The 22,805-nt window shown below is 69.3% G+C and carries 23 protein-coding genes and 1 pseudogene; 6 read left to right on the top strand and 18 right to left on the bottom strand.

Annotated elements, in window-relative coordinates:
- Positions 1–54: 54 nt before the first annotated feature.
- A complete protein-coding gene (locus ACWPXE_RS22765) occupies positions 55–1,059 on the bottom strand; it encodes a TRAP transporter substrate-binding protein (protein WP_454019624.1) in 1,005 nt (334 codons plus the stop codon).
- Between the two features lie 40 nt (positions 1,060–1,099).
- Entirely contained in the window at positions 1,100–2,263 is a 1,164-nt protein-coding gene (locus ACWPXE_RS22760) for an ADP-ribosylglycohydrolase family protein (protein WP_454019623.1), read from the bottom strand.
- 393 nt (positions 2,264–2,656) lie between these two features.
- Between ACWPXE_RS22760 and ACWPXE_RS22755 the strand changes: the two are divergent.
- Both ACWPXE_RS22755 and ACWPXE_RS22750 read left to right on the top strand, forming a co-directional pair.
- Positions 2,657–3,163, top strand: a pseudogene (locus ACWPXE_RS22755) (transposase); the annotation flags it as partial.
- A 460-nt stretch (positions 3,164–3,623) separates the two neighbouring features.
- On the top strand, positions 3,624–3,896 hold the full coding sequence (locus ACWPXE_RS22750) for a TOBE domain-containing protein (protein ID WP_454019622.1): 273 nt from the start codon (positions 3,624–3,626) through the stop codon (positions 3,894–3,896).
- Positions 3,897–3,917: 21 nt separating this feature from the next.
- On the opposite strand, the gene ACWPXE_RS22745 is transcribed toward ACWPXE_RS22750, so the two are convergent.
- The 9 genes from ACWPXE_RS22745 to ACWPXE_RS22705 form a co-directional block, all read right to left on the bottom strand.
- Positions 3,918–4,691, bottom strand: a complete 774-nt coding sequence (locus ACWPXE_RS22745) for an ABC transporter ATP-binding protein (protein WP_454019621.1) — start codon at positions 4,689–4,691, stop codon at positions 3,918–3,920.
- Positions 4,692–4,695: 4 nt separating this feature from the next.
- The gene (locus ACWPXE_RS22740; protein ID WP_454019620.1) at positions 4,696–5,544 is read right to left on the bottom strand and encodes an ABC transporter permease; all 849 of its coding nucleotides are present in this window, start codon (positions 5,542–5,544) and stop codon (positions 4,696–4,698) included.
- A 12-nt stretch (positions 5,545–5,556) separates the two neighbouring features.
- Positions 5,557–6,543 carry an aliphatic sulfonate ABC transporter substrate-binding protein gene (locus ACWPXE_RS22735; RefSeq protein ID WP_454019619.1) on the bottom strand — a complete coding sequence of 329 codons (987 nt, stop codon included), beginning with the start codon at positions 6,541–6,543 and terminating at the stop codon, positions 5,557–5,559.
- 45 nt (positions 6,544–6,588) lie between these two features.
- Entirely contained in the window at positions 6,589–7,446 is an 858-nt protein-coding gene (gene tauD / locus ACWPXE_RS22730) for a taurine dioxygenase (protein ID WP_454019618.1), read from the bottom strand.
- Between the two features lie 37 nt (positions 7,447–7,483).
- A complete protein-coding gene (betC, locus tag ACWPXE_RS22725) occupies positions 7,484–9,028 on the bottom strand; it encodes a choline-sulfatase (protein ID WP_454019617.1) in 1,545 nt (514 codons plus the stop codon).
- A 28-nt stretch (positions 9,029–9,056) separates the two neighbouring features.
- The gene (locus ACWPXE_RS22720) at positions 9,057–9,911 is read right to left on the bottom strand and encodes an ABC transporter permease subunit (protein WP_454019616.1); all 855 of its coding nucleotides are present in this window, start codon (positions 9,909–9,911) and stop codon (positions 9,057–9,059) included.
- Positions 9,908–10,711 (bottom strand): taurine ABC transporter ATP-binding protein, encoded by an 804-nt coding sequence (locus tag ACWPXE_RS22715; protein WP_454019615.1) that lies wholly within the window; start codon positions 10,709–10,711, stop codon positions 9,908–9,910. The genes ACWPXE_RS22720 and ACWPXE_RS22715 overlap by 4 nt, the downstream gene beginning before the upstream one ends.
- Before the next feature lie 25 nt (positions 10,712–10,736).
- Entirely contained in the window at positions 10,737–11,738 is a 1,002-nt protein-coding gene (gene tauA / locus ACWPXE_RS22710) for a taurine ABC transporter substrate-binding protein (protein ID WP_454019614.1), read from the bottom strand.
- Positions 11,739–11,937: 199 nt separating this feature from the next.
- Complete coding sequence (locus ACWPXE_RS22705) at positions 11,938–12,807, bottom strand: TauD/TfdA dioxygenase family protein (protein WP_454019613.1); 870 nt, start codon at positions 12,805–12,807, stop codon at positions 11,938–11,940.
- Positions 12,808–13,127: 320 nt separating this feature from the next.
- Here ACWPXE_RS22705 and ACWPXE_RS22700 point away from each other — a divergent pair, with 320 nt between their 5' ends.
- The 4 genes from ACWPXE_RS22700 to ACWPXE_RS22685 are packed head-to-tail and all read left to right on the top strand — an operon-like array spanning position 13,128 to position 16,741.
- Positions 13,128–14,108: an aliphatic sulfonate ABC transporter substrate-binding protein gene (locus ACWPXE_RS22700; protein WP_454019612.1), complete on the top strand. Its 981-nt coding sequence runs from the start codon at positions 13,128–13,130 to the stop codon at positions 14,106–14,108.
- Positions 14,105–14,971, top strand: a complete 867-nt coding sequence (locus ACWPXE_RS22695; RefSeq protein WP_454019611.1) for an ABC transporter permease — start codon at positions 14,105–14,107, stop codon at positions 14,969–14,971. The genes ACWPXE_RS22700 and ACWPXE_RS22695 overlap by 4 nt, the downstream gene beginning before the upstream one ends.
- Before the next feature lie 5 nt (positions 14,972–14,976).
- A complete protein-coding gene (locus ACWPXE_RS22690; RefSeq protein WP_454019610.1) occupies positions 14,977–15,822 on the top strand; it encodes an ABC transporter ATP-binding protein in 846 nt (281 codons plus the stop codon).
- Between the two features lie 10 nt (positions 15,823–15,832).
- Positions 15,833–16,741, top strand: coding sequence for a TauD/TfdA dioxygenase family protein (locus ACWPXE_RS22685; protein WP_454019609.1), 909 nt, complete (start codon positions 15,833–15,835; stop codon positions 16,739–16,741).
- A gap of 30 nt (positions 16,742–16,771) precedes the next feature.
- Here ACWPXE_RS22685 and ACWPXE_RS22680 read toward each other — a convergent pair whose 3' ends face one another.
- From ACWPXE_RS22680 to ACWPXE_RS22650, 7 genes are read right to left on the bottom strand one after another with little or no spacing between them, the layout of a single operon-like run.
- Entirely contained in the window at positions 16,772–18,274 is a 1,503-nt protein-coding gene (locus tag ACWPXE_RS22680) for a tripartite tricarboxylate transporter permease (protein ID WP_454019608.1), read from the bottom strand.
- A gap of 21 nt (positions 18,275–18,295) precedes the next feature.
- Entirely contained in the window at positions 18,296–18,760 is a 465-nt protein-coding gene (locus tag ACWPXE_RS22675) for a tripartite tricarboxylate transporter TctB family protein (RefSeq protein ID WP_454019607.1), read from the bottom strand.
- Positions 18,735–19,673: a DUF1932 domain-containing protein gene (locus ACWPXE_RS22670; RefSeq protein WP_454019606.1), complete on the bottom strand. Its 939-nt coding sequence runs from the start codon at positions 19,671–19,673 to the stop codon at positions 18,735–18,737. Before ACWPXE_RS22670 ends, ACWPXE_RS22675 begins: the two co-directional genes overlap by 26 nt.
- A 5-nt stretch (positions 19,674–19,678) precedes the next feature.
- Positions 19,679–20,461 carry an RraA family protein gene (locus ACWPXE_RS22665; RefSeq protein ID WP_454019605.1) on the bottom strand — a complete coding sequence of 261 codons (783 nt, stop codon included), beginning with the start codon at positions 20,459–20,461 and terminating at the stop codon, positions 19,679–19,681.
- Positions 20,462–20,469: 8 nt separating this feature from the next.
- Positions 20,470–21,486 (bottom strand): Bug family tripartite tricarboxylate transporter substrate binding protein, encoded by a 1,017-nt coding sequence (locus tag ACWPXE_RS22660; RefSeq protein WP_454019604.1) that lies wholly within the window; start codon positions 21,484–21,486, stop codon positions 20,470–20,472.
- 19 nt (positions 21,487–21,505) lie between these two features.
- Positions 21,506–22,105 carry a peroxidase-related enzyme gene (locus ACWPXE_RS22655; protein WP_454019603.1) on the bottom strand — a complete coding sequence of 200 codons (600 nt, stop codon included), beginning with the start codon at positions 22,103–22,105 and terminating at the stop codon, positions 21,506–21,508.
- Between the two features lie 17 nt (positions 22,106–22,122).
- Positions 22,123–22,797, bottom strand: a complete 675-nt coding sequence (locus ACWPXE_RS22650) for a 4-carboxy-4-hydroxy-2-oxoadipate aldolase/oxaloacetate decarboxylase (protein WP_454019602.1) — start codon at positions 22,795–22,797, stop codon at positions 22,123–22,125.
- Positions 22,798–22,805 lie beyond the last annotated feature (8 nt).

Below are 22,805 nucleotides of genomic sequence, written 5' to 3'. Positions count from 1 at the left end.
CTCCCTGCCCGGCGGGCGGGGCCCTTTCCCCAGGTCGGGGAAAGGGCCGGTCCTTCACTTCGCGGCGTTCTGCACAAGGTCGTACAGCTCGCGGCTGAAGGCCTTCCCGACATAGGTCTCGTGGATAACCTTCGCCTCCTTGCGGAAGAGGGCGAGGTCGGGCCGGGTCACCGTGACGCCCTGGTCCGCCATTTTCCGGGTCAGTTCGTCGGACAGCTTGGCGGCGTGATCGCGCTGGAAGGCCATCGCCTCGGTCGCCGCCGACTGCACGGCCTTCTGCTGCTCGGCCGGGAGGGAGTTGAACAGGCGGTCGTTCATCACCAGCACGGTGAAGGACAGCAGGTGGTCGGTCATCGACATGTGCTTTTGCACCTCGTAGAGGCGCGCCGGGTAGATGTTGATGACGGCGTTCTCCTGCCCGTCGATGGTGCCCTGCTGGAGCGCCGTGTAGACCTCGCCGTAGGGCATGGCGACGGGGATGCCGCCGAAGGCGTTGGTCACCGCGAGGTTCACCGGGCTTTGCGGGCTGCGGATCTTCAGGCCCTTGAGATCCTCCGGTTTCTCGATCGCCCGCTTGCTGTTGGTATAGACGCGCGCACCGTTGTTGCCCCAGGCCAGCACCTTCAGGCCCTTCTTCTTGAGCGCAGCCGCCAGTTCCTCGCCCAGCTTGCCGTCGAGCAGCTTCAGCGCCTGATCGTGGCTTTGGAACAGGTAGGGCATGCTGAGGATGGTGGTTTCCGGCGCAAACTGCGCCAACGGGTCGTGGCCGATCATCGTCGCCTCGATGGTGCCCGTCTGGACGTTCTGAATGACCTCGGTCTCCTGGCCGAGCTGACCGCCCGGAAAGACCTCGCCCTTCAGCTTGCCGCCGGTCTTCTCGGCCAGCAGCTCGGCGAAGCGCTTGGCGCCGATATCGAAGTGGCTGCCGGCGGCGCAGCAGTGCGGGATGCGGATGGTGGACTGCGCCTGCGCCGGCGCAGCGCCCATGCCGGCGGCGGCGATCAGGCCGAAGGCGGCGCCGAGCAACGCGCGGCGCAGGCGGTTGGTGGACTTCGTCATGGCGTTCCCTCCCCAGGGATTGGTTGCGTTCGGTTATCGGCTACTCGGCGGCACGCGCGGTGCCGGGCGCCGTGGTGCCGCCGAGCTGTTCCAGCTCGTCGACCTGCCGGCGCAACTCGGTGGCGCTGGCGAGCAGGGCGCGCATCAAACCCTCGGCGGTCTCGCGCATGGAGAGCTTCTGCATGGTGTAGGCGTTGCCGTCGATGGCGCTCTGCACCGTCTGCACCCATTCCGCCGGAACGCCGTCGATGCCCTTGAAGGCGCCGCAGATGGAACCCAGCATGCCGCCGATGCAGTCGGTGTCGCGGCCCAGGTTGGTGGCGCCGATCATGCCTTGGCGCACGTCGCCCTTGGTGATCCAGAACAGCGCCAGGACCTCCGCCGCCGTCTCCACCGCGTCGGCATAGGGGTAGGTCGGCATGAAGTGCTGGCGGATGGGCTCACGGAGTTCGCGAATGTCCGGGTGCTTGGCGGCGATCTCCAGTGCTTGGTCGAGGATCTGGCGGGTGTGCAGCGAGACATTGGCGCGCGCCGCCTCGATCACCGAATCCACCGTGGCGCCGGGGCGAAACGCTTCGGCCGTCGCCGCAGCGATCACCTTCGAGCCCTCGATGCCGCCGCTGCCCGCCGGCTGCATGAGCAGGCAGATCTCCTCGGTGTCCTGCGCGGCCTGACGCGGGTTGCCGGCGTTGATGATGCCAACCGGGCCGATCATGTGGGCGGCGTCGACCAACCCCGGCCACGGCGTCATCCCGCCGATCAGACGCGGGTTGATGCGCGTGTTCTCGTCGCCGGCGGACAGCCGGTCGTAGTGGATCACAATGTGTGGATTGACCAGGCGGCCGATGTGCTCACGCTTGATTTCGCGGCGCCATATGGCCGCCAGATCATCGACGGTGATGCGCCCGCCCTTCTCGATCATCGCCAGCGCCAGCAGATAACGGATCTCGGCGCCGTCCTCGGTCATGCCCGGGGCCATGTCCATATGGCGGTAGAGCAGTGGCGGGCTGTTGTTCCAGTAGCGGACCTCACGCTCCTTCTGGACCCAGGGGAGCAGATCCTCCACCCAGCCGAAATGCTCCTCGACGGCCTTCCAGCCGCCGCCGGGAACGCTGACCCATTCCACCGCCGCGCCGATAGCCGAGCCGATGTTGGAGGCGGCTACGGATCCGAAAACCTTCTTGAAGAGCGGAGTATCCTGCACGTCTGTGCTCCCTACGTGGTCAGACCGCGGTATGAGCGTGTCCAGACAAGACTGAGCACGGGAGTGGCATTTGTCAACCAGCCGAATTGTTTGTATTGCGTTCATTCAGCGCATGGTGCAGGGGACGGGCGCGATCGCTGTCCAGACGTTGAGGGGGCTGGGAACGTCTGCTGCCATGCCAGCGTGGTGCGTGTATGGGGGATTGGCGGGGTTGGCCCGAAAAGTCTGCTTCGGTGGGCTGCGGGGATCCTGCAACCGAGGCATAGTCAGGCCGCTGGACTGCGTTGGAGCATGACGGTGTAACCAAGAGCACCCAGACGCCGGATGAGGCGCCGAGCTATTCGATGCTTGTGTCGGCGATCCAGGTAATCAGCACCGAGTTCCTGAAAGCCAACCGTGCGCGCTCGCGCCGCTTCGGCGGCCTGCTCGGTGTGTCGGCGTCCTTCGCGCCGCGTTCACAGTTGTTACAGTCGCCGCCTCGGCGACCTGCCGTGGCAGGGCCGGGTCGGCCAACTCGACCTTCAGGTTCGCCGGTTCCGTCGCGCCGCTGTCGAGTGCCCGCGCCGCATCTTCGCCGAACGTCTGCCGGCCGTCGCCTTGCCGAAGGTTCGGCGGACCGTCCGGCTGTCGGAGGCGCAAGGGCGCATCGCCCTCAGCGCCGGCGGCGAGGCCGGTGCCCGCTTGGCGGCTTGCCTGGCCATGCCGGTCAGCGGTGACACGTTGTTGCGCCTGATCCGGGCGGCTCCTCTGCCGGCGCTGCCGACGCCGCGCGTCATCGGCATCGACGACTGGTCCTGGCGGCGCGGTCAGCGCTACGGCACGATCATCGTCGATCTGGAACGCAACCGTCCCATCGACCTGCTGCCCGACCGCCACGCGGAGACGGTGGCGGCATGGTTGGTGGTGAAGACCGACCGCAAGGACGCCCTCGGCATCGCCTGACTGCTGCGCGTGGGCTGGTTCCGGCCGGTGCACCGCAAGTCCACCGAGCCCAGGAGATCCGCGCCCGGCTGGTCGGGCGCAAGCTGCTGTAAGCCAAGCTGCGTGATGTCGAGTTCTCCATCCGCCGCATCCTGCGCGGCTTTGCGCTCAAGGTCGGTGAGGTCAGCAAGGGCCGCTTTGTGTGCCCGGGTGCGACCTATGCCGAACCGCCCGAGCCGCTGCGTGACTTGGCCGACAAGCTGCGGGCGATCCACACCAACCAGTGTGATTACGTGGGCGACCGCGGAAACAGCCGTGAAGACGGGCTGAAGCGCTTCAACGAGGTCTTCACCTCGACCGTCTACGAGACGGAGCATCCGCTGGTGTCCGTGCATCCGGTGACCGGCGAGCGCACGCTGCTGGTCGGCCATTTCCTGCAGTGTCTGGCCGGCTTCGGCACCTCCGATTCCAACCGCCTGATCGGCATCTCCTCATCGACCCGGAGGAGGGCGTCCCGCTTCACGTCGCGGTGGTCGAGCCGACCGGCTCCGAAACGCAGGTCGTGGGGCGGCTCGCCGGGCGACCCTTCGTTGGCGTCTTCCGCGAGCGCGTGGCCGCGCGGCCCGGCGACGTCCGGCCGCTGCGCCTGCCGGCGGCCTCCACCCATCTGTTCGACGCCGGCGAGGGGCGGAGGCTGACGTGGGCGCGTTGATCGGTTGATACGGAAATGCGGTCAGATGGCGGCGGCGGGGAACGCCTCCTCGCCGCTGATGCGATGGCGGAACGCCCGGCTGAGGTCGGCGAGCAGCCGGTGCTTCCAAACCTCGAACAACGGGTCGGCGCGATCGCGCGGGCGCGGCAGGGGCGGCGCCGCGACGGTCAGGACGCGACCCGGACGGGGTTGCATCACCACGACGCGGTCGGCCAGGACGAGAGCCTCCTCGATGTCGTGGGTGACCAGGATCAGCGTCGGGCGATCGTAGGCCCACAGGCTCAGCAGGTGGTCCTGCAGATCGTAGCGGGTCAGCGCGTCCAGCGCCGAGAAGGGCTCGTCGAGCAGCAGGACCGAAGGCCGCCCGACCAACGCGCGCGCCAGCGCCGCGCGCTGGGCCATGCCGCCGGACAGCTCACGCGGCCATGCCCCGGCAAAGTCGGCGAGGCCGACGCGCGCCAGCGCCTCAGCCGTACGGGCCTCCCGCTCCGCCTTCGGCAAGTGGCGGATGCCGAAGGCCACGTTGTCGCGGATGCGCAGCCAGGGCATCAGCCGCGGTTCCTGGAAGACGAAACCGATCTCGTCGCGCGGGCCGCGCACCGGCTGGCCGTTCAGCACGACCTCCCCGGCGGTCGGCGCTTCCAGCCCGGCGACCAGCCGCAGCAGCGTGCTCTTGCCGCAGCCGGAGCCGCCGACGACGCCGAGGATTTCCCCCGGCGCCACCTCCAGCCCGATTCCCTCCAGCGCCAGATGGCCGTTGGGGTAGCGCTTGCTCAACCCGTCGATGCGCAGCATCGGTTCAACCCTCCGGCTTGAAGGAATCCTGCCAGCGCAGGAGCGGGCGGGACAGGGCGGCCAGCAGACCGTCGGTCAGCTTGCCCAGCACAGCGAAGGCGACGATGGAGGCGAGGATGGTCGCCGGCTGGCCGGTCATCTGCCCGTCGGTCAGCAGGAAGCCCAGCCCCTCGCTGGCTCCCATGAACTCCGCCGCCACTACGAACATCCAGCCGAGCCCCAGCCCGGCGCGCAGTGCCAGCACATAGGCGGGCAGCGTCGCCGGCAACAGGATGCGCCACACCAGCGCCGGCCCCGACAGGCGGAAGATGCGCCCGACCTCCACCAGCTTGCGGTCCACGTCCAGGATGGCGCCGGACAGCGCCAGATAGATGGGAAAGAAGACCCCGACCGCGATCAGGATGACCTTCGAGGTCTCGAAGATGCCGAACCACAGGATGAACAGCGGCACCCAGGCGATCGACGGGATGGAGCGCAGCGCCTGCAGGGTGGGGTCGAGCAGGCGGCGCGCCCAACTCAGATAGCCGGTGAGCGCCCCCAGCACCGTCCCCGCCAGCACCCCGAACAGGAAGCCCAGCCCCACCCGGCCCAGCGTCGCCAGAACATGGGTGATCAGGTCGCCGGACCGCCACAGGCCCCACAGGGTGGACAGGATGCGGCTGGGCGGCGGCAGCAGGCGCCCGTTGCCCCAGCCCTGCGTCACCGCGACCTCCCAGCCGAGCGCCAGGGCCAGCGGGACGATCAGGCCGGCCAGCCAGTCCAGCCAGCGGCGGCGGGGCGCTGGACCGGATGCCTCCGGAAGGGAAACGGCGCCGGATTCTTGCCGGTCCAGCGCCGGTTCGATGACGGCCACGGAACCGCCCCCTTACTGGGTCAGCGCCTTGGAGAAGGACGGGTCGATCAGCGCCGCGACCGCCCCCTTCACGTCCACGTCGGCGCCCAGCACGCCGCTCTCCTGAAGGGCGAGGCCGGCCTGGAGGATGGTGTCGGCCTGCTCCGCGCCGATGGCGCTGTGGCTGAGCTCGGTGCGTTCCAACTGGCGGGCGGCCACCGGCTCCGACAGTTTCGCCGCGGTGGCGATGGTCGTCTTCAACTCCGCCGGGTTGGCGAGCGCGTGGGCGCGGGCCTTCTCATAGGCGCGCAGGACGCGGGCGACCAACTCCGGCTGCTGTGTGGCGAACTCCTCCCGCACGTTCAGCACGCCCCAGCTGTTGGCGGCGGCGTTGCGGTAGAACAGCGTGGCGCCGTTGTCGATCTCCGCCTGGGCCATCAGCGGGTCGAGCCCCGCCCAGGCGTCCACATCGCCCTTCTCCAGCGCCAAGCGGCCGTCCTGGTGCTGCAGCAGGACCAGCTTGATGTCCTTGTCGGTCAGCTTGTGCCGGGCGAGCGTGCGGACCAGGAAGATGTGCGGGTCGGTGCCGCGGGTGACGGCGACGCGCTTGCCCTTCAGGTCCTCGACCTTCGTGATGGCGCTGTTCGGGCCGGTGACCAGGGCGGTCCATTCCGGCTTTGAATAGACGTAGACCGATTTGATGGGATTGCCGTTGATCCGCGCGATCAGCGCCGCCGCCCCGGCGGTCGAGCCGAAATCCAGGCTGCCGGCGTTCAGGAATTCCAACGCCTTGTTGGAACCGAGGCTGAGCACCCAGCGCACGGCGATCCCGTCCTTCTTCAGATCTTCCTCCAGCCAGCCCTTTTCCTTCAGCACGAGGCTGACCGGGTTGTAGTAGGCGTAGTCGAGGCGGATCTCCGTCACCCTGTCGGCGGCGCGGGCAGCGCCCGGCAGATGGCTGGACAGGGCGGCGGCGAACAGGGCGCCGAGCACGGCGCGGCGCGGGAACAGGCTCGTCACGGTCGAATTCTCCCTAGGGATTTGATGTTGTTATGAGAGGTTTGCTCAGGGTCCGACGGGCCGGTCGCCCAGCACGGTGGCGCGGTGCATCAGGCGGCTGTGCGGCAGATAGTCGTTCACCGCGTAATGCTGGGTGGAGCGGTTGTCCCACAGCACGAGGTCGTCGGCCTTCCACCGCCAGCGCACGGTGAATTCCGGGCGGCTGATGTGGTCGAACAGCAGGTCGAGGATGGCCGCGCTCTCGCGGTCGCTCAGCCCGACGATGCGCGCGGTGAAGTTCTCGTTCACGAACAGCGCCTTGGTACCGCTCACCGGATGGACGCGGACCACCGGGTGGGTCACCGGCGGGTGGCGGTCGCGGGCCGCGCGCCAGCGGGCGTGCGTCTCCGGATCGGCGTTGTGCCGCCATTCGGGGAAGGATTTGGTGAAGTCGTGCAGCGCGGTCAGCGGGTCGAGCAGGCGGCGCAGCGGTTCCGACAGGCCGTTGTAGGCGGCGATGTTGCTGGCCCACACGGTGTCGCCGCCGTTGGGCGGGATCCGCTTGCCCGCCAGCGCCACGATGGCCGGCGGCGTCTCGATGCAGGTCACGTCGGTGTGCCAGACATCGTTGTCCGTCACGTTGTGCGGCCCGGTGTCGAGCACCATGATCTCCGGCTGCTCGGGCACGTTGGGATAGACGGGATGGACATGCAGGCTGCCGAAGCGGGCGGCGAAGGCGCGCTGGGCCGCGGGCGTCAGGGGTTGATTCTCGAAGAACAGCACCTGATGGGTGACCAGCGCGCGCTCCAGCGCGGCGGCCTCCGCGTCGCTCAGCGGATGGGTGAGGTCCAACCCCTCCACCCGCGCGCCGATGGCCGGGCTGACGGGGGTGATGGACAGGCTGGGCAGAGACATGTCGGGCATGGCGGTTCCCCGGATGGCAAAGATGGGAGAGGAGGAATCAGGCGTCGGGCGGCACCGGCTCCACCGCCGGCAGGCGAGCCAGCGCCTTCAGCGTGTCCTCGGCGACCCCGAAATTGCGGACGTAGGAGGTGGCGGCGTTGCGGTGGGGCTGGAAATCCCAGGGCGTGGGCCGCCCGGTCAGCAGCACCTTGTGGACGAACAGCCGCCGGTTCTGGCTCTCGATCACCGCCCGGCGCAGGGCCGGCGCGTTCCAGCGCCGGGTGACCGATGCGGACAGATCGGCCTCGATGGCGGCGAGATCGCGCGCGCCGGCGCGGTTGACCAGCTCCTTCGGGTCGGCCTCCAGATCGTAGAGCTGCGGCGGGTCGCCGTCGCAGGCGATGTATTTGTAGCGGCCGCGCCGCACCATGAAGGCGGGGTTCAGCGTCCCTTCCCCCAGATACTCCGCGAAGATGGTGCGGCCGGCGCCGCGCGCCGAACCGGCCAGCAGGGGCAGCAGGCTTTCGCCGTCGAACGGGTCGACCGGCAGCGGCGCTCGGCCGTCGAGCAGGTCGAGGATGGTGGGGAAAAGATCGACGTGCGACACCGGGGCCGACACCCGGCGCGCCGCCCAGCGTCCCGGAGCGTGCACCAGCAGCGGCACGCGGGACGACCATTCGAAGAAGGTCATCTTGTACCACATGCCCCGCTCGCCCAGCATCTCGCCATGGTCGCCGGTGAAGACGATGATGGTGTCTTCGGCCAGTCCGGCCCGCTCCAGCGCGGTCAGCAGGCGTCCGACCAGCTCGTCCACATAGCTGATGGAGCCGTAATAGGCGTGGCGGGCGGTGCGCACCCGCTCCTCCGTCAGGTCGTAGCGGTGCAGCCCGTCCATGTAGTGGAGCCGCCGGCTGTGCGGATCGAGCCGCTCTGGCGGGATGGTCGGCACCGAGGGCAGGTCGATCGCCGCGTGGTCGTAGAGATCCCAATGCTCCGGCAGGCAGTTGAAGGGGTCGTGCGGGTGCGTGAAGGACACCGCCAGGAGGAAGGGCGCCTCGTCTGCGGTGCGGCCGTAATCGTAGATCTTCTGCACCGCCTGATGGGCGGTCTCCTCGTCGAAGTCGATCTGCAGGCTGCGGTGGCAGGGGCCGGCCTCGACCACGCTCGCCATGTGATGCGACCAGTCGTAGGCCAGCGCCCCGTTGCCCCAATCCGGCGTCCAGCCGAAATCGGCGGGATAGATGTCGGTGGTCAGCCGCTCCTCGAAGCCGTGGAGCTGGTCGACGCCGACGAAATGCATCTTGCCCGACAGGCAGGTGCGGTAGCCGGCGGCGCGGGCGTAATGCACGAAGGTCGGCACGGAGGAGGCGAACTCCGCCGCGTTGTCGAAGGCGCCGATGGCCGAGGGCAGCCGCCCCGACAGCAGCGCGAAGCGCGACGGCGCGCAGAGCGGGTAGTTGCAGTAGGCGTTGTCGAACACCACGCCGTCCGCGGCCAGCCGCGACAGGTTCGGCGTCTTGACCACCGGATGACCGTGGAAGGGCAGGGCGGGGGCCGCCATCTGGTCGGCCATGATGAACAGGATGTTGGGGGGCCGCGACACGGCGAAAGCACTCCGGTTCGGGAAAGCGTCAGGTCTTGCCCTTCCAGGGCACCAGCCAGGATTCCAGCAGGCGCATCCCGTAGGAGAAGGCGAAGGCCCAGGCGGCGATGATGCCGATGCCGACGAACACCACGTCGGTGGCCAGGAAATGCGAGGCGGACATGATCATGAAGCCGATGCCGCGCGTCGCCGCGATCAGCTCCGCGGCGACCAGCGTGCTCCAGCCGACGCCGATGGCGATGCGCAGGCCGGTCAGGATCTCCGGCAGGGCGCTGGGCAGCACGATGGCGCGGAAGAGCTGCCAGCGCGTGGCCCCCAGCGACAGCGCGGCGTTCACCCGCTCGATGGGCAGCGACCGCACGCCGGCCTGCGCCGACAGGCAGATCGGGGCGAACATCGCCAGGGTGAGCAGGGCGATCTTCGACACCTCCCCGATGCCCAGCCAGATGATCATCAGCGGCAGATAGGCCAGCGGCGGCAGCGGCCAGTAGAACTCGATGGGCGTGTCGAGAACGCCCTTGGCCCAGCGGTTCAGCCCCATCGCCAGCCCCAGAGGGATGCCCAGCGACGCCGCGATCAGCGCCGCGGCGAGAATGCGCAGCAGGCTGGCCGACACGTGCTCCCCCAGCGTGGCGCCGGCGTAACCGTCCTCCAGGATGGCGAGGAACTGGGCGGCCACCTCCCCCGGCGCGGGCAGGAACAGCGGCGTCACCAGCCGGTGGTGCGACACCAGGAACCACAGGGCGATGAGCAGAAACCCGGTGACCGCGCTGATCGGACCGGTCCGCGCGCCGTCCAGCCCGAAGGGCCGCAGGGCGACGGTCCTGGGCCGGGCGGCGGGCTCGGCCAGAGGAGTCGTGGTGGTGCGGGCGGCGTCGGTCATTGCAGCGTCTCCCCGCGGTGGACCGTCGCGTGATGCGGACGGTGGACGAGATCGCGGATGCGGTTGTGCAGATCCCCGAACTCCGGGTCGGACAGGATGGCGCGCACGTCCCGCTCGGCGGCGAAGCGCCGGACGAAATCAAGGTCGAAGCGGGCGACGATCCGGCCGGGGCGCGGCGACATCACCACCACCGTCGTGCCGAGGAACAGCGCCTCCTCGATGGAGTGGGTGATGAAGAAGATGCGCTTGCCGGTGCGCGCCCAGACGTCGACCAGCAGCTCCTGCATCTGCTCCCGCGTCAGGCTGTCGAGCGCGCCGAACGGCTCGTCCATCAGCAGGATCTTCGGGTCGGTGGCCAGCGCGCGGGCGATGCCGACGCGCTGGCGCATGCCGCCGGACAGCTCGTGCGGGGCGGCCTTGGCGAAGCCCTCCAGCCCGACGAGGCGCAACAGCTCCGCGGCACGGTCCCGCCGCTCCCGCAGGAGGAGGCCGGCGAAATCCAGGCCGAGCGCCACATTGTCCAGCACGCTCTTCCAGGGCAGCAGCGTGTCCTTCTGGAACACCACGCCGCGGTCGGCGCCGGGGCGCTCCACCGGCTGCCCGTCCAGCGTGATGCTGCCGTCCGACAGGGGAAGGAAGCCGGCGATGGCGTTCAGCAGCGTGGACTTGCCGCAGCCCGACGCGCCCAGCGCGACGACGATGCTGTTGGCGTCGATGTCCAGCGACGCGCGGTCCAGCGCATGGATCGTCCCGCCGTCACGGCCTGGAAAGAACACACTGGCGTTCTGCACCCGGAGCATGGCGCGCCTCCCGTCCGGCCGCGCTTCAGGGCAGCGCCTTGACGTAATCCGCCGTGACGAAGCCGCCGTAGCTGGGCAGCACGGTGGAGACCTTTTTCTGCTCCTTCAGGAATTCGGCTGTTTCCTTCAGGATTCGGGCGGTGCCGCTGCTCTCGCCGCCGTCCAGCCAGTCCTTGGTGGCCTGCTGCTTCGCCGGGATTAGCGACAGGTTGTTCAGTGCCGCCGCCTGATCGGACGGCGTGCCGCCGAGAAGACCGGCCAGCGTTTTGGCGTTCTGCGATTCCGGCCCCCAGGCGGTCTTGTCGTCGCGGAAGGAGACGCTGTAGCGCTCCACCACCCCGGCGAAGCTCTTCAGGAAGGCCGGGTTCTCCTTGGCGAAGGCGGCGGTGGCGACCCAGGCGGTGAAGGTCGGGGCGCCGCGGTCGGCCACCTGCCGGGAGGTCAGCAGAACCTTGCCGGTCTTCTTCAGTTCGGTCAGCGCGGGGTCCCAGACGAAGGCGGCGTCCAGGTCGCCGCGGTTCCAGGCCGCGACGATGTCGGGCTGCGGAATGGCGAAGACCTGGGCGTCGCGCTCGCTCAGCTTCTCCTGCTTCAGCACGGCGAGGAGCTGGTAATGGTCGGTCGAGACCGGAGCGGCGGCCAGCTTCTTGCCCTTCAGGTCGGCGGGCGTCTCGATTCCGGAGCCGTTGCGGACCACCAGCGCCTCATCGGTGCCGGAGGCGCTGGCGAGATAGAAGGCCTTCACATCCAGGCCGCGGCTGACCGCGGCGGCGAAGGGGCTTGAGCCGACATAACCGACCTGGACGTCGCCCGACGCGATGGCGGCGAAAATGTCGGCGCCCGAATTGAATTTGCGGAAATCGATCTCGCTGCCGGTCGCCTTGGCGAAGTCCCCGTTCGCGATGGCCACCGACGACGGCAGCGCGTCGGTCTGGTAGGCCACGACGACCTTGCCGGCGGCCTCGGCGGAGACCGGCGCCAGGGTGGCCAGCGCGAGCAGGGCGATGGAAGGCAGGAACTGCTTCATGGTGGCTTATCTCCCCCGTCTTCACCCGGCGGCGCGGTCGTCCGCCGGTGAATAAACTCTACATATTAAGAAGGGAAATAAGCAACAGCCCAAGCGAGCATATGTGTATTATTTTACCATATACAGCATACAAAAAATGTTAAATATGGCCGGGATGGAGAGAATCCCCGATTCCCTGCCGGGACGTCAGAACCGACGCTCAGAATGCCTTGTCCTCGCCGAAGGTGACCCGGTGGAGCAGACGGTACTCGGTGTAGTCGGTCACCGCGTAATGGACGGTGGCGCGGTTGTCCCAGATCGCCACGTCGCCGTTCCGCCAGCGCCAGCGCGCCTGGGCTTCGGGCTTCTCGAACAGCCCGAACAGGAAGGTCAGCAGCGCGTCGCTCTGCTGGCGCGACAGGCCGCGGATGCGCAGGGTGAAGTTCGGGCTGACATAGACCAGCTTGCGGCCCGTGACCGGATGGGTCTGGACGACCTTGTGCACCACCGGCAGATGCTCGGCGCGGGCCTGACGGTACAACTCCTCCCCGTTGGGCTGGGTGCGGAACCACTCGGGCCAGCCGCTGTGCTCGATGCTGTGCACCGCCTCCAGCGTTTCCAGATAGGCGCGCAAGGCCGGGTCGAGGCGGTCGTAGACGTAGGTTCCGCTGGCCCAGGCGGTGTCGCCGCCGACGGACGGCACGTCGCGCGCGTGCAGGACCGTGCCGGTGGGCGGGTTGGCGGAAAATGTAATATCGGCGTGCCATTGATCGGTGCCGTACCCCGGCTGCCCCGGCGTGAACTCGATCAGTTCGACGAGCCGGTTCGAGTCGTGGCGCTTGAAATAGGCCTTGGCCTTGTCGGGATCGCCGAAGATCCGGGCCACATCGACCTGCTGCTCCGGGCTCAGCGTCTGGCCGCGGAAGAACAGCACGCCATACTCGGCCAGCGCCCGGCGCAGGTCGGCACGGACCTCCTCGCCGGTGGTCTCCCCCAGGTCGATCCCGTCAACCACGGCGCCGATGAAGGGGTTGTAGGGCGTCAGCGTGAAGCGGCGGAAGCCGTCGGCATGAGGGGTCTTCGTCGTCATCGGATCGTCCTTCGGCCAAGGCAGCGGAGCGGAGTGCCCGCTCGAATAAGGCTACTTATCAGCTAGGCAAATCAGGCCGTGTTCGTTGATTTGGATCAATCGTCGACGCTGATTTCGCGTTTTTGTAAAAAATCACACTTTGCAATCCCCCATAACGCGAGGGCGTATTGACATTCGAAGGTGTTAAATGAAATACGAACATCCACATTCATAATAGGGAAATGGGCCGATCCGGGAACCGGCAACGCACAGCCAAGCCAGTGCCCCTGAATCCCATACCTCCGATCTCAAAAATCCCAGCATGAAGCGAGGTATCGACCATGGCCGTTTCCAGATTTGTCGCCTTGGCCGTCGCGGCCGCCATCGGCCTCGGGCTGGCCGGAACCGCCACCACCTCCGCCGCTGCCGACGATCTGCGCATCGCCGCGCAGCCCTTTCCCCTCTATGCGCCCCTGTTCGTCGCCAAGCAGAAGAAGTGGCTGGACGAGGAGTTGGCCAAGGTGGCGCCGAACGCGGCCGTCAAATGGTCGCTCTTCCCCGCCGGTCCGCCGATCAACGAATCCTTCGCCGCCGGCCAGCAGGATGTGGGCTTCGTCGGCGACACCCCGGCGTTGGTCGGCAAGGCGGCGGGGCTGGACACCAGCGCCATCGCCCTGACCTCGGACGGTCCGAAGAGCTTGGCGGTCATCGTCGGCGGCGACTCCCCCATCGCCTCGCCCAAGGAGCTGAAGGGCAGGAAGGTGGCGGTGACCAAGGGGTCCTACGCCCACCATCTGCTGGCGCTGGTGCTGGAGCAGGGCGGCCTGACGCTCAACGACGTCGAGCTGATCAACCTGCCGGTGGCGGAGATCCCGCCGGCCATCATCGCCGGCACCATCGACGCCGGAGCGGTGTGGGAGCCGATCCTGACCCGCTTCGAATCGCAGAAGGCGGTCCGCGTCCTGGCCGACGGCACCGGCATCAAGAAGGGCCTGCTGCTGATCGTCGCCGACAACGGCTTCCTCAAGAACCGGCCCGAGGAGGCGAAGGCACTGTTGACGGCGTACAAGCGCGCCTCTGAGTTCATCACCGCCAATCCCAAGGAGGCCGCCGAACTCATCAGCAGCGACGTCAATCTGGCGCCCGACCTGCTGGTCCAGGTTCTGCAGCGGATGAACTACGACCCGGCCATCCACGACGACGACGTGGCCGAGGTCAAGAAGACCGAACAATTCATGCGCGCCCACGGCCTGATCAAGACCGCGGTGGACGTGGACGCCTTCTTCAACCGCAAGCCGGCGGACGAGGCGGGGCTGAAATGAGCGCCGGACTGGCTTCCGATGCGCGTTCCGCGCAGCGGGCCGGGCTGACGGCGGGGGCCGCGCGCTCCCGCCTGGGCGCCCTGGCCGGCGTCCTGCCGGGCGTCCTGGGGCGGGCGGCGCTGTATGTGGCGCTTCCCGTGGCGCTGCTGGCGGCGTGGCAGGCGGCGTTCGCGCTGGGCTACATCCGCCCCATCCTGCTGCCGCCGCCGACCAGGGTGGGCAAGGCCTTCGTCGATCTGGCGGCCAGCGGCGACCTGTTCCGCCACCTGGGCATCAGCCTGCTGCGCGTTCTGGAGGGGTTCGCCATCGCCGCGCTGGTCGGCCTGCCGCTGGGCATCGGGATCGGACTGTCGCGGACGCTGGACCGGCTGACCGACCTGATCATCCAGCTGACCAAGCCGATCCCGCCCATCGCCTGGATTCCGCTGGCCATCCTGTGGTTCGGCATCGGCGAGGCGGGGAAGGTCTACATCATCTTCCTCGGCGCCATCTTTCCCGTTCTCGTCAACACCATCGACGGCATCCGCCAGACCGACCACCGCCATGTCGAGCTGGCGCGCGTGCTGGAGGTGACGCGCCGCCGCTTCATCCTCCAGGTCGTCCTGCCGGGCGCGCTGCCGAACATCATGACCGGCCTGCGCGTCGGGCTGATGGTGGCCTGGATCTGCGTGGTCGCCGCCGAACTGATCGCCGCCTCGTCGGGCCTCGGCTACCTCATCATGGACGCCCGGCAGATGAGCCAGACCGATCAGGTTCTGGTGGGCATGATCACCATCGGCGCCATGGGCAAGCTGCTCGACGTCGTGCTGCGCGCCGCCGAACGCCGCCTGATCACCTGGAAAACCACTTTCTCGGGGAGCTGACCGCCATGGTTGCCACCGCTGCCCGCATGGCGGGCGCCGACCGGACCGCTGAACGGGCCGCCGACCGCGCCGCCAGCCTGCGCATCGGCCCGCTGTCCAAAACCTTCACGCTGAAGACCGGCCCGCTCAGGACCGAAACGGTCCAGGCGCTCAGCGACATCCGGCTCGACGTTCCGGGCGGGAGCTTCGTCAGCATCGTCGGCAGTTCCGGCTGCGGCAAGAGCACGCTTCTGCGCATCATCGCCGGTCTGGAGACCAGCTATGACGGGTCCGTCACGATCGACGGGCGGCCCATCGGCGGTCCCGGCCTCGACCGTGGGGTGATCTTCCAGGAGCACCGCCTGCTGCCCTGGCTGACGGTCGAGCAGAACATCGCCTTCGGGCTGAAGAACCTGCCCAAGGAGGAGGTCGCCCGGCGGGTGCGGGAGCATCTGGAACTGGTCGGGCTGGAGGGCTTCGCCAAGGCCCACCCGCACCAACTCTCCGGCGGCATGGCCCAGCGCGTTGCCATCGCCCGTGCGCTCGTCAACCAGCCGCGGGTGCTGCTGCTGGACGAGCCGTTCGGCGCGCTGGACGCCCTGACCCGGATCCAGATGCAGCAGGAGATCCTGCGCATCTGGGAGGCGCAGCGCACGACCATGATCCTCGTCACCCACGACATCGACGAGGCCGTCTACCTCGGCGACGAGGTGGTGGTCATGTCGTCGCGACCCGGCACCATCCGCAAGAGACTCCCGGTCCGGCTGCCGCGCCCGCGCGACCGGTCGAGCCCCGACTTCATCGCTTTGCGCAAGGAAATCCACCGCGAGTTCTTCACCGCGGCGGAGCTTCCGTTCGCCTATGAAATTTGAGGGAACCATCATGAGCTTCTACCGCGATTTCCACGACAAGACCGCCATCGCCGACTGGAGCCGCCGCGAGCGCCCAAGCTACGGCAGCATCGCGGTGCGCCCGCTGTCGCCCATCCTGGGGGCCGAGGTCGAGGGCGTGGACCTGTCCAGGCCGCTGAGCGACGCGCAGTTGGCCGACATCCGCAAGGCCATCGCCGACCATCTGGTGCTGGTGTTCCGCGACCAGAAGATCACCGCGGAGGACCACAAGCGCTTCGCCCGCCACTTCGGCACGCTGCACCGCCATGTGCTGGGGGGCGCGCGGCAATTGTCGTCGAACGACCACGATCCGGAGATCCTGGCCTGGCGCACCGGACCCGAAGCCCGCTACACCGCCGGCGACGCGTGGCATTCCGACGTGACCTGCGATCCCGAACCCATCTGGGGCTCCTTCCTGCGCGTCACCCGGCAGCCGGAGATCGGCGGCGACACCGCCTTCGCCAACATGTATCTGGCCTACGAATCGCTGTCGGAGAAGGTCAAGGCGCTGCTCGACGGCCTGACCGCCGTCCATGACGGGGGCAAGGCCTGGACGGCGGGTTACGGCGCCACGCCGCAGCCGGGCCAGGCCTTCCCGTCCACCGAGCACCCGGTGGTGGCGCGCCATCATCTGACCGGGCGCAAGTACCTGTTCGTCAACGAGGCCTTCACCAGCCACATCGTCCAGCTCACCCGCAGCGAGAGCGACGCCATCCTGGGCCTGCTGTTCCGCCACATCGAAAAGAACCTGGCCTTCCAGACGCGCATCCACTGGCGCCCCAACTCCCTGGTCTTCTGGGACAACTGGGCCACCCAGCACCACGCCGTCTGGGACTACTACCCGCATGAGCGGTGGGGCGAGCGCGCCTCGGCCTTCATCGGCTCGGCACCGCAGCCCTGACGTCAGGGCTGCGCCCGCACCGACCGCCGGTCATTCCGCGAACACGCGCTCGCGGTTCCGGCGGACGGTGGGGAGGATGATGGCGGCCAGCAGAACGCCGGTCAGGACCAGCAGCGCGAGGCTGATCGGCTCGCGCAGGAAAACGGTCGGATCGCCGCGCGACAGGATCATGGCGCGCCGCAGATTCTCCTCCATCATCGGTCCCAGCACGAAGCCCAGGAGCAGCGGCGCCGGCTCGAAGCGCAGGGCCTGCAGGACCCAGCCGAGGAGCCCGAAGGCGGCCGTCGTCACGAGGTCGAAGGCGCTGTTCGACACGCCGTAGACGCCAATGCAGCTGACTAGCACGATGGTGGGGTAGAGGAAGCGGTAGGGCACGCGCAGCAGGCGCACCCACAGCCCGACCAGCGGCAGGTTCAGCACGATCAGCATGGCGTTGCCGATCCACATGCTGGCGACCACGCCCCAGAACAGGTCCGGCTCGGCCTGCATGATGCGGGGGCCGGGAGTGATGCCGTGCAGCATCAGCGCGCCGATCATCAGCGCCATGACCGCGTTCGACGGAAGCCCGAGGGTGAGCAAGGGAATGAAGGAGGTCTGCGCCGCCGCGTTGTTGGCCGATTCCGGACCCGCCACCCCTTCGATGGCGCCGCGCCCGAAGCGCGAGGGGTCGCGCGCCAGCTTCTTTTCCACGGTGTAGGAGGCGAAGGCGGCCAGCGCCGCGCCACCGCCGGGCAGCAGCCCCAGCGCCGACCCGATCACCGATCCCCGCGCGATGGCGCCGGAGGAGGAGCACAGGTCCTGCCGGCTCGGCATCAGGGAGCCGTGCGGGATGACCCGTCCGCCGTCGCGCTCCTGCCCGATCAGGATGCGGATGATCTCGCCGATGCCGAAGACGCCCAGCGCCACCGGGACGAAACCGATGCCGTCCGCCAGGGCCTGGATGCCGAAGGTCAGGCGCTGCTCCCCGCTGTTGACGTCGGTTCCGACGAGGCCGAAGAGCAGCCCGAGGACGATCATCGCCAGCGCCTTGACGAAGGACCCCTGCGCCAGAACGATGGCGCCGACCAGCCCGAGGACCATCAGCGAGAAATAGTCGGCCGGACCGAAGCGGATGGCGACACCGGCCAGGACCGGCGCGAAGAAGGCGACGATCCCGGTCGACAGCGTGCCCGCGACGAAGGAGCCGATGGCGGCCACCGCCAGGGCCGGCCCGCCGCGCCCCTGGCGCGCCATGGCGTGCCCGTCGATGCAGGTCACCACCGACGAGGTCTCTCCCGGCATGTTGAGCAGGATCGAGGTGGTCGAGCCGCCATACTGGGCGCCGTAATAGATGCCGGCCAGCATGATCAGCGCGCCGGTCGGCTCCAGCGAGAAGGTGAAGGGCAGCAGGAGCGCGATGGTCAGCAGCGGCCCCACCCCCGGCAGGACGCCGACGAAGGTGCCGAGCAGCGCCCCGGCGAAGCAGTACAGCAGGTTGGCGGGAGAGGCCGCGATCGACAGCCCGTGCGCGATCCCCCCGAGCGAATCCATCATGACGCCGGTTGATCCTCTTTCTTACAGTGTCGGCCAGATCTTCAGCGGCATGCCAAGAATCCCGACGAACAGGGCCGGCACGGCGACGGCGAGAACCGCCGCCAGCGCGGCGATCTCCCGCTTGCGCGTCCGGCGGCTGGCCAGAGCCGAGCCGATCACCGCGACGGCGCTGGCCGGAACCACGCCCAGCCCGTCCACAAGCCCGCCGAACAGCAGGATGGCCCCCAGGATCAGCCCGGCGGGCCGCAACGCGGCGCGCAGGTCGATCCCCGCGCCGTTGCTCCGCTCCCACAGGCCCCGGACGGCGATGACGCCGCCCAGCAGGACGAGGATCAGCGCCACCAGGGCGGGCATCGCCCCCGGGCCGAGCTGGCGCGCCGTGCCCAGCGGGTAGCTGGCGACGATGAAGGCGCCGGCCGCCGCGCCCAGGGCGGCCAGCGCGAGGCCGGACGCCAGTTCCTCAGTTCTGCGGATGTTCGATGCCATGCGACCGCTCCGTGGAAGGCCGGCGCCCGAGCGCCTCGTCGAACAGGGTCACCGCGTCGGACAGGGTCGCGGGTGGCACCCCGCCCAGGCGTTCCTTGAGGCCGAGCCCGGCGAGCTGCGACAGGCGGGCCGCCACCGCGCGGCTCATCGCCGGCTCCAGCCCGACCGCGGCGACGGTGTCGGCGGACTGCGCGGCCTCCAGGGCGCGGCGTCCGGAATGGACGGTGTCGGAGCGCACCAGGAATTCGACGAAGTCCAGCGCGGGACGCCGCTCGAACAGCTCCAGGAAGCCGCCCAGAACCTCCGCCTCCACCCCGTGGCGCCGCGCGGCGGTCAGCGCCTCGACCAGCAGGGTCTCCAACCCCTTGGTGAGGATGCTGCGCAGGATCTTCACCGCCGCCGCCCGGCCCGGCTCCGGCCCGACGACGCGGATGCCGGTCCCGAAGGGGGCCAGCCGCGCGGCAAGCTCCACCGCCCGCCTCCCCGCGGCCAGCAGGGGCACGCGGTGCAGATCGGACGCCGGCGCGCCCATGATCGCGACGTCGACGAAGCGTCCGGGAACGGCGTCCAGCCGCCCGCCGACCGCGGCCTTCACCTCCGGCGACAATGAGTTCACGTCGGCGTAGATCGCGTCCGCCGCGACGTGCGGCGCCACGGTGGCGGCGGCGTTGTCCGCCGCGTCCTGCGTCACGCTGGAAATGAGAATCTCCCGGTCGGCGAGAGCCGCCGGATCGACGGCGAGGGCGAGCCTCAATTCGTCGGCCCGGCGCAGGGCGAGGCGGCGCTCGGTCGGGCCGGGCGGCGCGTCGTAGGCGATGATGTCGCCCGCCCCGGCAGCGATCAGGCCCCGTGCGAAGCTCGATCCGACCTCGCCGAAGCCGATGATCCCGATGCGGGGGATGGGATTGGCCATGCCGTTCACCATTTGCTGGGGTGCAGGATTGCCGCGGCGTCGCGCGCCGATCCGCCGGAGGACAAGGCGCCGAGCAGCGCGCTTTCCCGGCCGGCCGCCGCCTCCGCCCGTTCGATGACCTCCAGGATCAGCGCGGCGGGCACGAAGATCAGCCCGTCGTCGTCGCCCAGCACCAGATCGCCGGGATGCACCTGGATGCCGGCGATGGTGACCGGCCCGTTGAACTCCGCCAGCTCCAGCCGGTGCTTGCCGGTGCGCGGCGTGACGCCCGCCGACCAGACGGCGAGGCCGCCGGCCCTGATGCTGGCGCTGTCGCGCACCGCCCCGTCGACGACGATGCCGGCCAGACCGGCGACGACCGACGCTGTGGCCAGGATGCCGCCGAAGCTCGACGCCTCGGCCACCCCGCCGGCGTCGATGACGAAGACGTCGCCGCGCCGGGTCAGGGTGATCTGGTCGATGCCGCCGCCCTTCGGCCGGTGGCCGGAGGCGATGGCGAAGCCCGGCGCGCGCGCCGCCGGAATCTGCCTCGCCGTGACGGCGGGGCCCGCCACGCGCCGCCCACCCTCCAGCGGCGGCAGGCGCCGCCGGGGAACCGCGCTGTCGTAGCCCAGCCCGTCGAGTATGTCGGCGACCTGGGAGGTCAGGTCGGGCAGGGCGAGATAGCGCTCGATGATCGCGGCGTCGGGCCGGTCGATCTCGACGCGGCGGACGATGGCGGGGTCGAGTAGGCCGAGCAGCCGGTCGGAATAGGCGGCCAGCTCCCCGGCGATTTTCGGATCGGTCATCGTTCCCCTCAGCTCGGCTTGATGCCGGCGGTCTGGATCACCTGCTTCCACTGCGCGTAGCCGGCGGCGATCTCCGCGTCGAAGGCTGCGGGGCCCTCGTTGACCAGGGCCATCCCCGCCTTTTCGGTGATGGCGACGTAGTCCTTGTCCTTGGCGAAGCCCACGATGTCGGCGTGCAGCCGGTCCACGACCGCCGTCGGCGTCGCCGCCGGCGCCAGCAGGCCGAGCCAGGAGCGGGCGGCGAAGTCCTTCAACCCGGCTTCGCCGAAGGTCGGGATCTCCGGCGCGAAGGGGCTGCGCTCCGGCAGCGCCACGGCCAGGGGCCGGATCTGGCCGGACCGGAAGTAGGGCAGGGCCGTGGACAGCACCAGGAATCCCGCCTGGATGCGCTTGCCCAGCAGTTCCGAGATGATTTCCCCCTGGCCCTTCAGCGGCACATGGACGATGTCGATTCCGGTGAGCTGCTGGAGGAAGGCGGTGCTGAGATGCTGGCCCGACCCGATGCCCGCCGTGCCGTAATTGTACGTGCCGGGGTTGGCCTTGATGTGGGCGAGGACCTCCGCGGCATCCTTGCCGGGCAGTTCCGGATCGACGGCGAGCACGCTGGCCTGATCGGCGACCAGGACCACCGATTTGAAGTCCTTGAAGATGTCGTAGCGCACCGCCGTGGACAGCGCCGGCACCGTCACATGGTTCGACGAGGCGAACAGGAAGGTGTGGCCGTCGGTGGACTTGGCGACGTAGTCGGTGCCGACCGCCGCCCCGGCGCCGGGCCGGTTCTCGACCACGAAGGGCTGCGGATGAAGCTTCGACAGCCGGTCGGCCAGCGCGCGGGCCAGCAGGTCGGTGCCGCCGCCGGGCGGGAAGGGAACGACCAGCCGCACCGGCTGCGTCGGCCAGGAGGCGGGCGCCGCGGCCCGTGCCTCCGGGGCGGCGACCCCGGCCAGGGTGGCCGCAGCCGTCGCGGTCAGGGCGGCGGTCAGGAAGGAGCGCCGGTCGAGTGTGGAGAGCGGAGGGCGGGCCATGACGGTCCTTCGTCTTTCGTCAGCGGTTGGCGTCGAACGGTTCGGGATTGGGATGGACGCCCAGCGCGCTGTTCACCCGGTTGGAGAAGTTGAAGTAGGCGGCGATGGCCGCGGCCTCCAAAATCTCGCGCTCCGACAGGCCCGCCGCGCGCAGACCGCCGAGGTCCGCCGGCTCGATGGTCCAGGGCCGCTCGGTGATCAGCACTGCGTAATCGACGATGGCCCGTTCGCGCGGCGTCAGGTCGGCGCGGCGGTAGTTCACCTCGACCAGCCCGACGAAGCGGGGGTGGCCGGTGATCTCGCGCAGCTTGGCGGCGTGCCCCCAGACGCAGGGCTCGCAGCGGTTCTGCACGCTGACGGCGAGCGCGATCAGTTCGCGCTCGCGGCCCGTCAGCCCGTCCGTGAAATCGACGGTCACCGACCGGCTGAGCGCTTCCTGCGCCAGGACCAGCGCCGGAATGTGCGCCAGCACCGACTGGGTGTTGCGGATGTAGCCGCGGACGGACACCGAATGCTCGAACAGGGCGTCGGTGCGGTCGTCCTGCGGCGGCGCGGGCAGGCGCAGCCAGGACACGCTCTCGGCGGCGGGAGCGGCAGCCGTCGTCTTCTTTACAGGCATCGCTCGGATCCTCCCGTTCACGCTTGCAGGCTCTGGCCGGTCTGGGCCAGGAGCGCGTCGTAATTGCCGATGTCCCAGGTGGTCTTGCCGCTCTGGAGTTCGGCGCGCAGCCGCTCCTCCTTCTCCAGCCGGGCGCGCGACGCCGCCAGGACGGCCTCGACCTCGGCCAGCGGAACGACGACGAGCCCGTCGTCGTCGCCGACGATCAGGTCGCCTGGATGGACCGTGACGCCGCCCACGACGATAGGCTGGGCGATCGGCCCCAGCGTCGCCTTCACCGTTCCCTTGATGGAGATGGCGCGAGAGAAGATCGGGAAGCCGATGTCGCGGATCGCCGCGGCGTCGCGGACGCCGCCGTTGGTCACCAGACCGGCGAGCCCCAGCGACTGGGCGGAGGTCGCCATCACGTCGCCGAACGAGCCCTGCTCGGGGTAGTCGCCGGCGTCCACCACGAGCACGTCGCCCGGACGGGCCAGCTTCATCGCGGCGTGGAGGGTCAGGTTGTCGCCCGGCTGGGTCTTCAGCGGGAAGGCGGCCCCGACGATGCGCAAGCCCGGCCAGATCGGCTTGATCGCCGAATCGACGGCGCCGCGGCGGCCCAGCGCCTCATGGACGGTGGCGGCGCCGATCGTCGCGAAGGCCGCGACCTGTTCGGGGGTGGAGCGGGGAAAATCGGTGCGGATGCTGGTCATGTCGGAAT

The organism is Azospirillum sp. Marseille-Q6669 (genome assembly GCF_965111635.1).
This window is presented reverse-complemented; position numbering and strand designations above follow the sequence as displayed.

Bases quoted from the DNA above. Each gene is read 5' to 3' on its own strand.
- ACWPXE_RS22680 (WP_454019608.1), bottom strand. From the start codon at position 18,274: ATGATGGATTCGCTCGGGGGGATCGCGCACGGGCTGTCGATCGCGGCC.
- ACWPXE_RS22705 (WP_454019613.1), bottom strand. From the start codon at position 12,807: ATGACGACGAAGACCCCTCATGCCGACGGCTTCCGCCGCTTCACGCTG.
- tauA (WP_454019614.1), bottom strand. From the start codon at position 11,738: ATGAAGCAGTTCCTGCCTTCCATCGCCCTGCTCGCGCTGGCCACCCTG.
- ACWPXE_RS22695 (WP_454019611.1), top strand. From the start codon at position 14,105: ATGAGCGCCGGACTGGCTTCCGATGCGCGTTCCGCGCAGCGGGCCGGG.
- ACWPXE_RS22675 (WP_454019607.1), bottom strand. From the start codon at position 18,760: ATGGCATCGAACATCCGCAGAACTGAGGAACTGGCGTCCGGCCTCGCG.
- ACWPXE_RS22715 (WP_454019615.1), bottom strand. From the start codon at position 10,711: ATGCTCCGGGTGCAGAACGCCAGTGTGTTCTTTCCAGGCCGTGACGGC.
- ACWPXE_RS22670 (WP_454019606.1), bottom strand. From the start codon at position 19,673: ATGGCCAATCCCATCCCCCGCATCGGGATCATCGGCTTCGGCGAGGTC.
- ACWPXE_RS22650 (WP_454019602.1), bottom strand. From the start codon at position 22,797: ATGACCAGCATCCGCACCGATTTTCCCCGCTCCACCCCCGAACAGGTC.
- ACWPXE_RS22765 (WP_454019624.1), bottom strand. From the start codon at position 1,059: ATGACGAAGTCCACCAACCGCCTGCGCCGCGCGTTGCTCGGCGCCGCC.
- ACWPXE_RS22655 (WP_454019603.1), bottom strand. From the start codon at position 22,105: ATGCCTGTAAAGAAGACGACGGCTGCCGCTCCCGCCGCCGAGAGCGTG.
- ACWPXE_RS22745 (WP_454019621.1), bottom strand. From the start codon at position 4,691: ATGCTGCGCATCGACGGGTTGAGCAAGCGCTACCCCAACGGCCATCTG.
- ACWPXE_RS22690 (WP_454019610.1), top strand. From the start codon at position 14,977: ATGGTTGCCACCGCTGCCCGCATGGCGGGCGCCGACCGGACCGCTGAA.
- ACWPXE_RS22665 (WP_454019605.1), bottom strand. From the start codon at position 20,461: ATGACCGATCCGAAAATCGCCGGGGAGCTGGCCGCCTATTCCGACCGG.
- ACWPXE_RS22720 (WP_454019616.1), bottom strand. From the start codon at position 9,911: ATGACCGACGCCGCCCGCACCACCACGACTCCTCTGGCCGAGCCCGCC.
- ACWPXE_RS22685 (WP_454019609.1), top strand. From the start codon at position 15,833: ATGAGCTTCTACCGCGATTTCCACGACAAGACCGCCATCGCCGACTGG.
- ACWPXE_RS22700 (WP_454019612.1), top strand. From the start codon at position 13,128: ATGGCCGTTTCCAGATTTGTCGCCTTGGCCGTCGCGGCCGCCATCGGC.
- ACWPXE_RS22660 (WP_454019604.1), bottom strand. From the start codon at position 21,486: ATGGCCCGCCCTCCGCTCTCCACACTCGACCGGCGCTCCTTCCTGACC.
- tauD (WP_454019618.1), bottom strand. From the start codon at position 7,446: ATGCCCGACATGTCTCTGCCCAGCCTGTCCATCACCCCCGTCAGCCCG.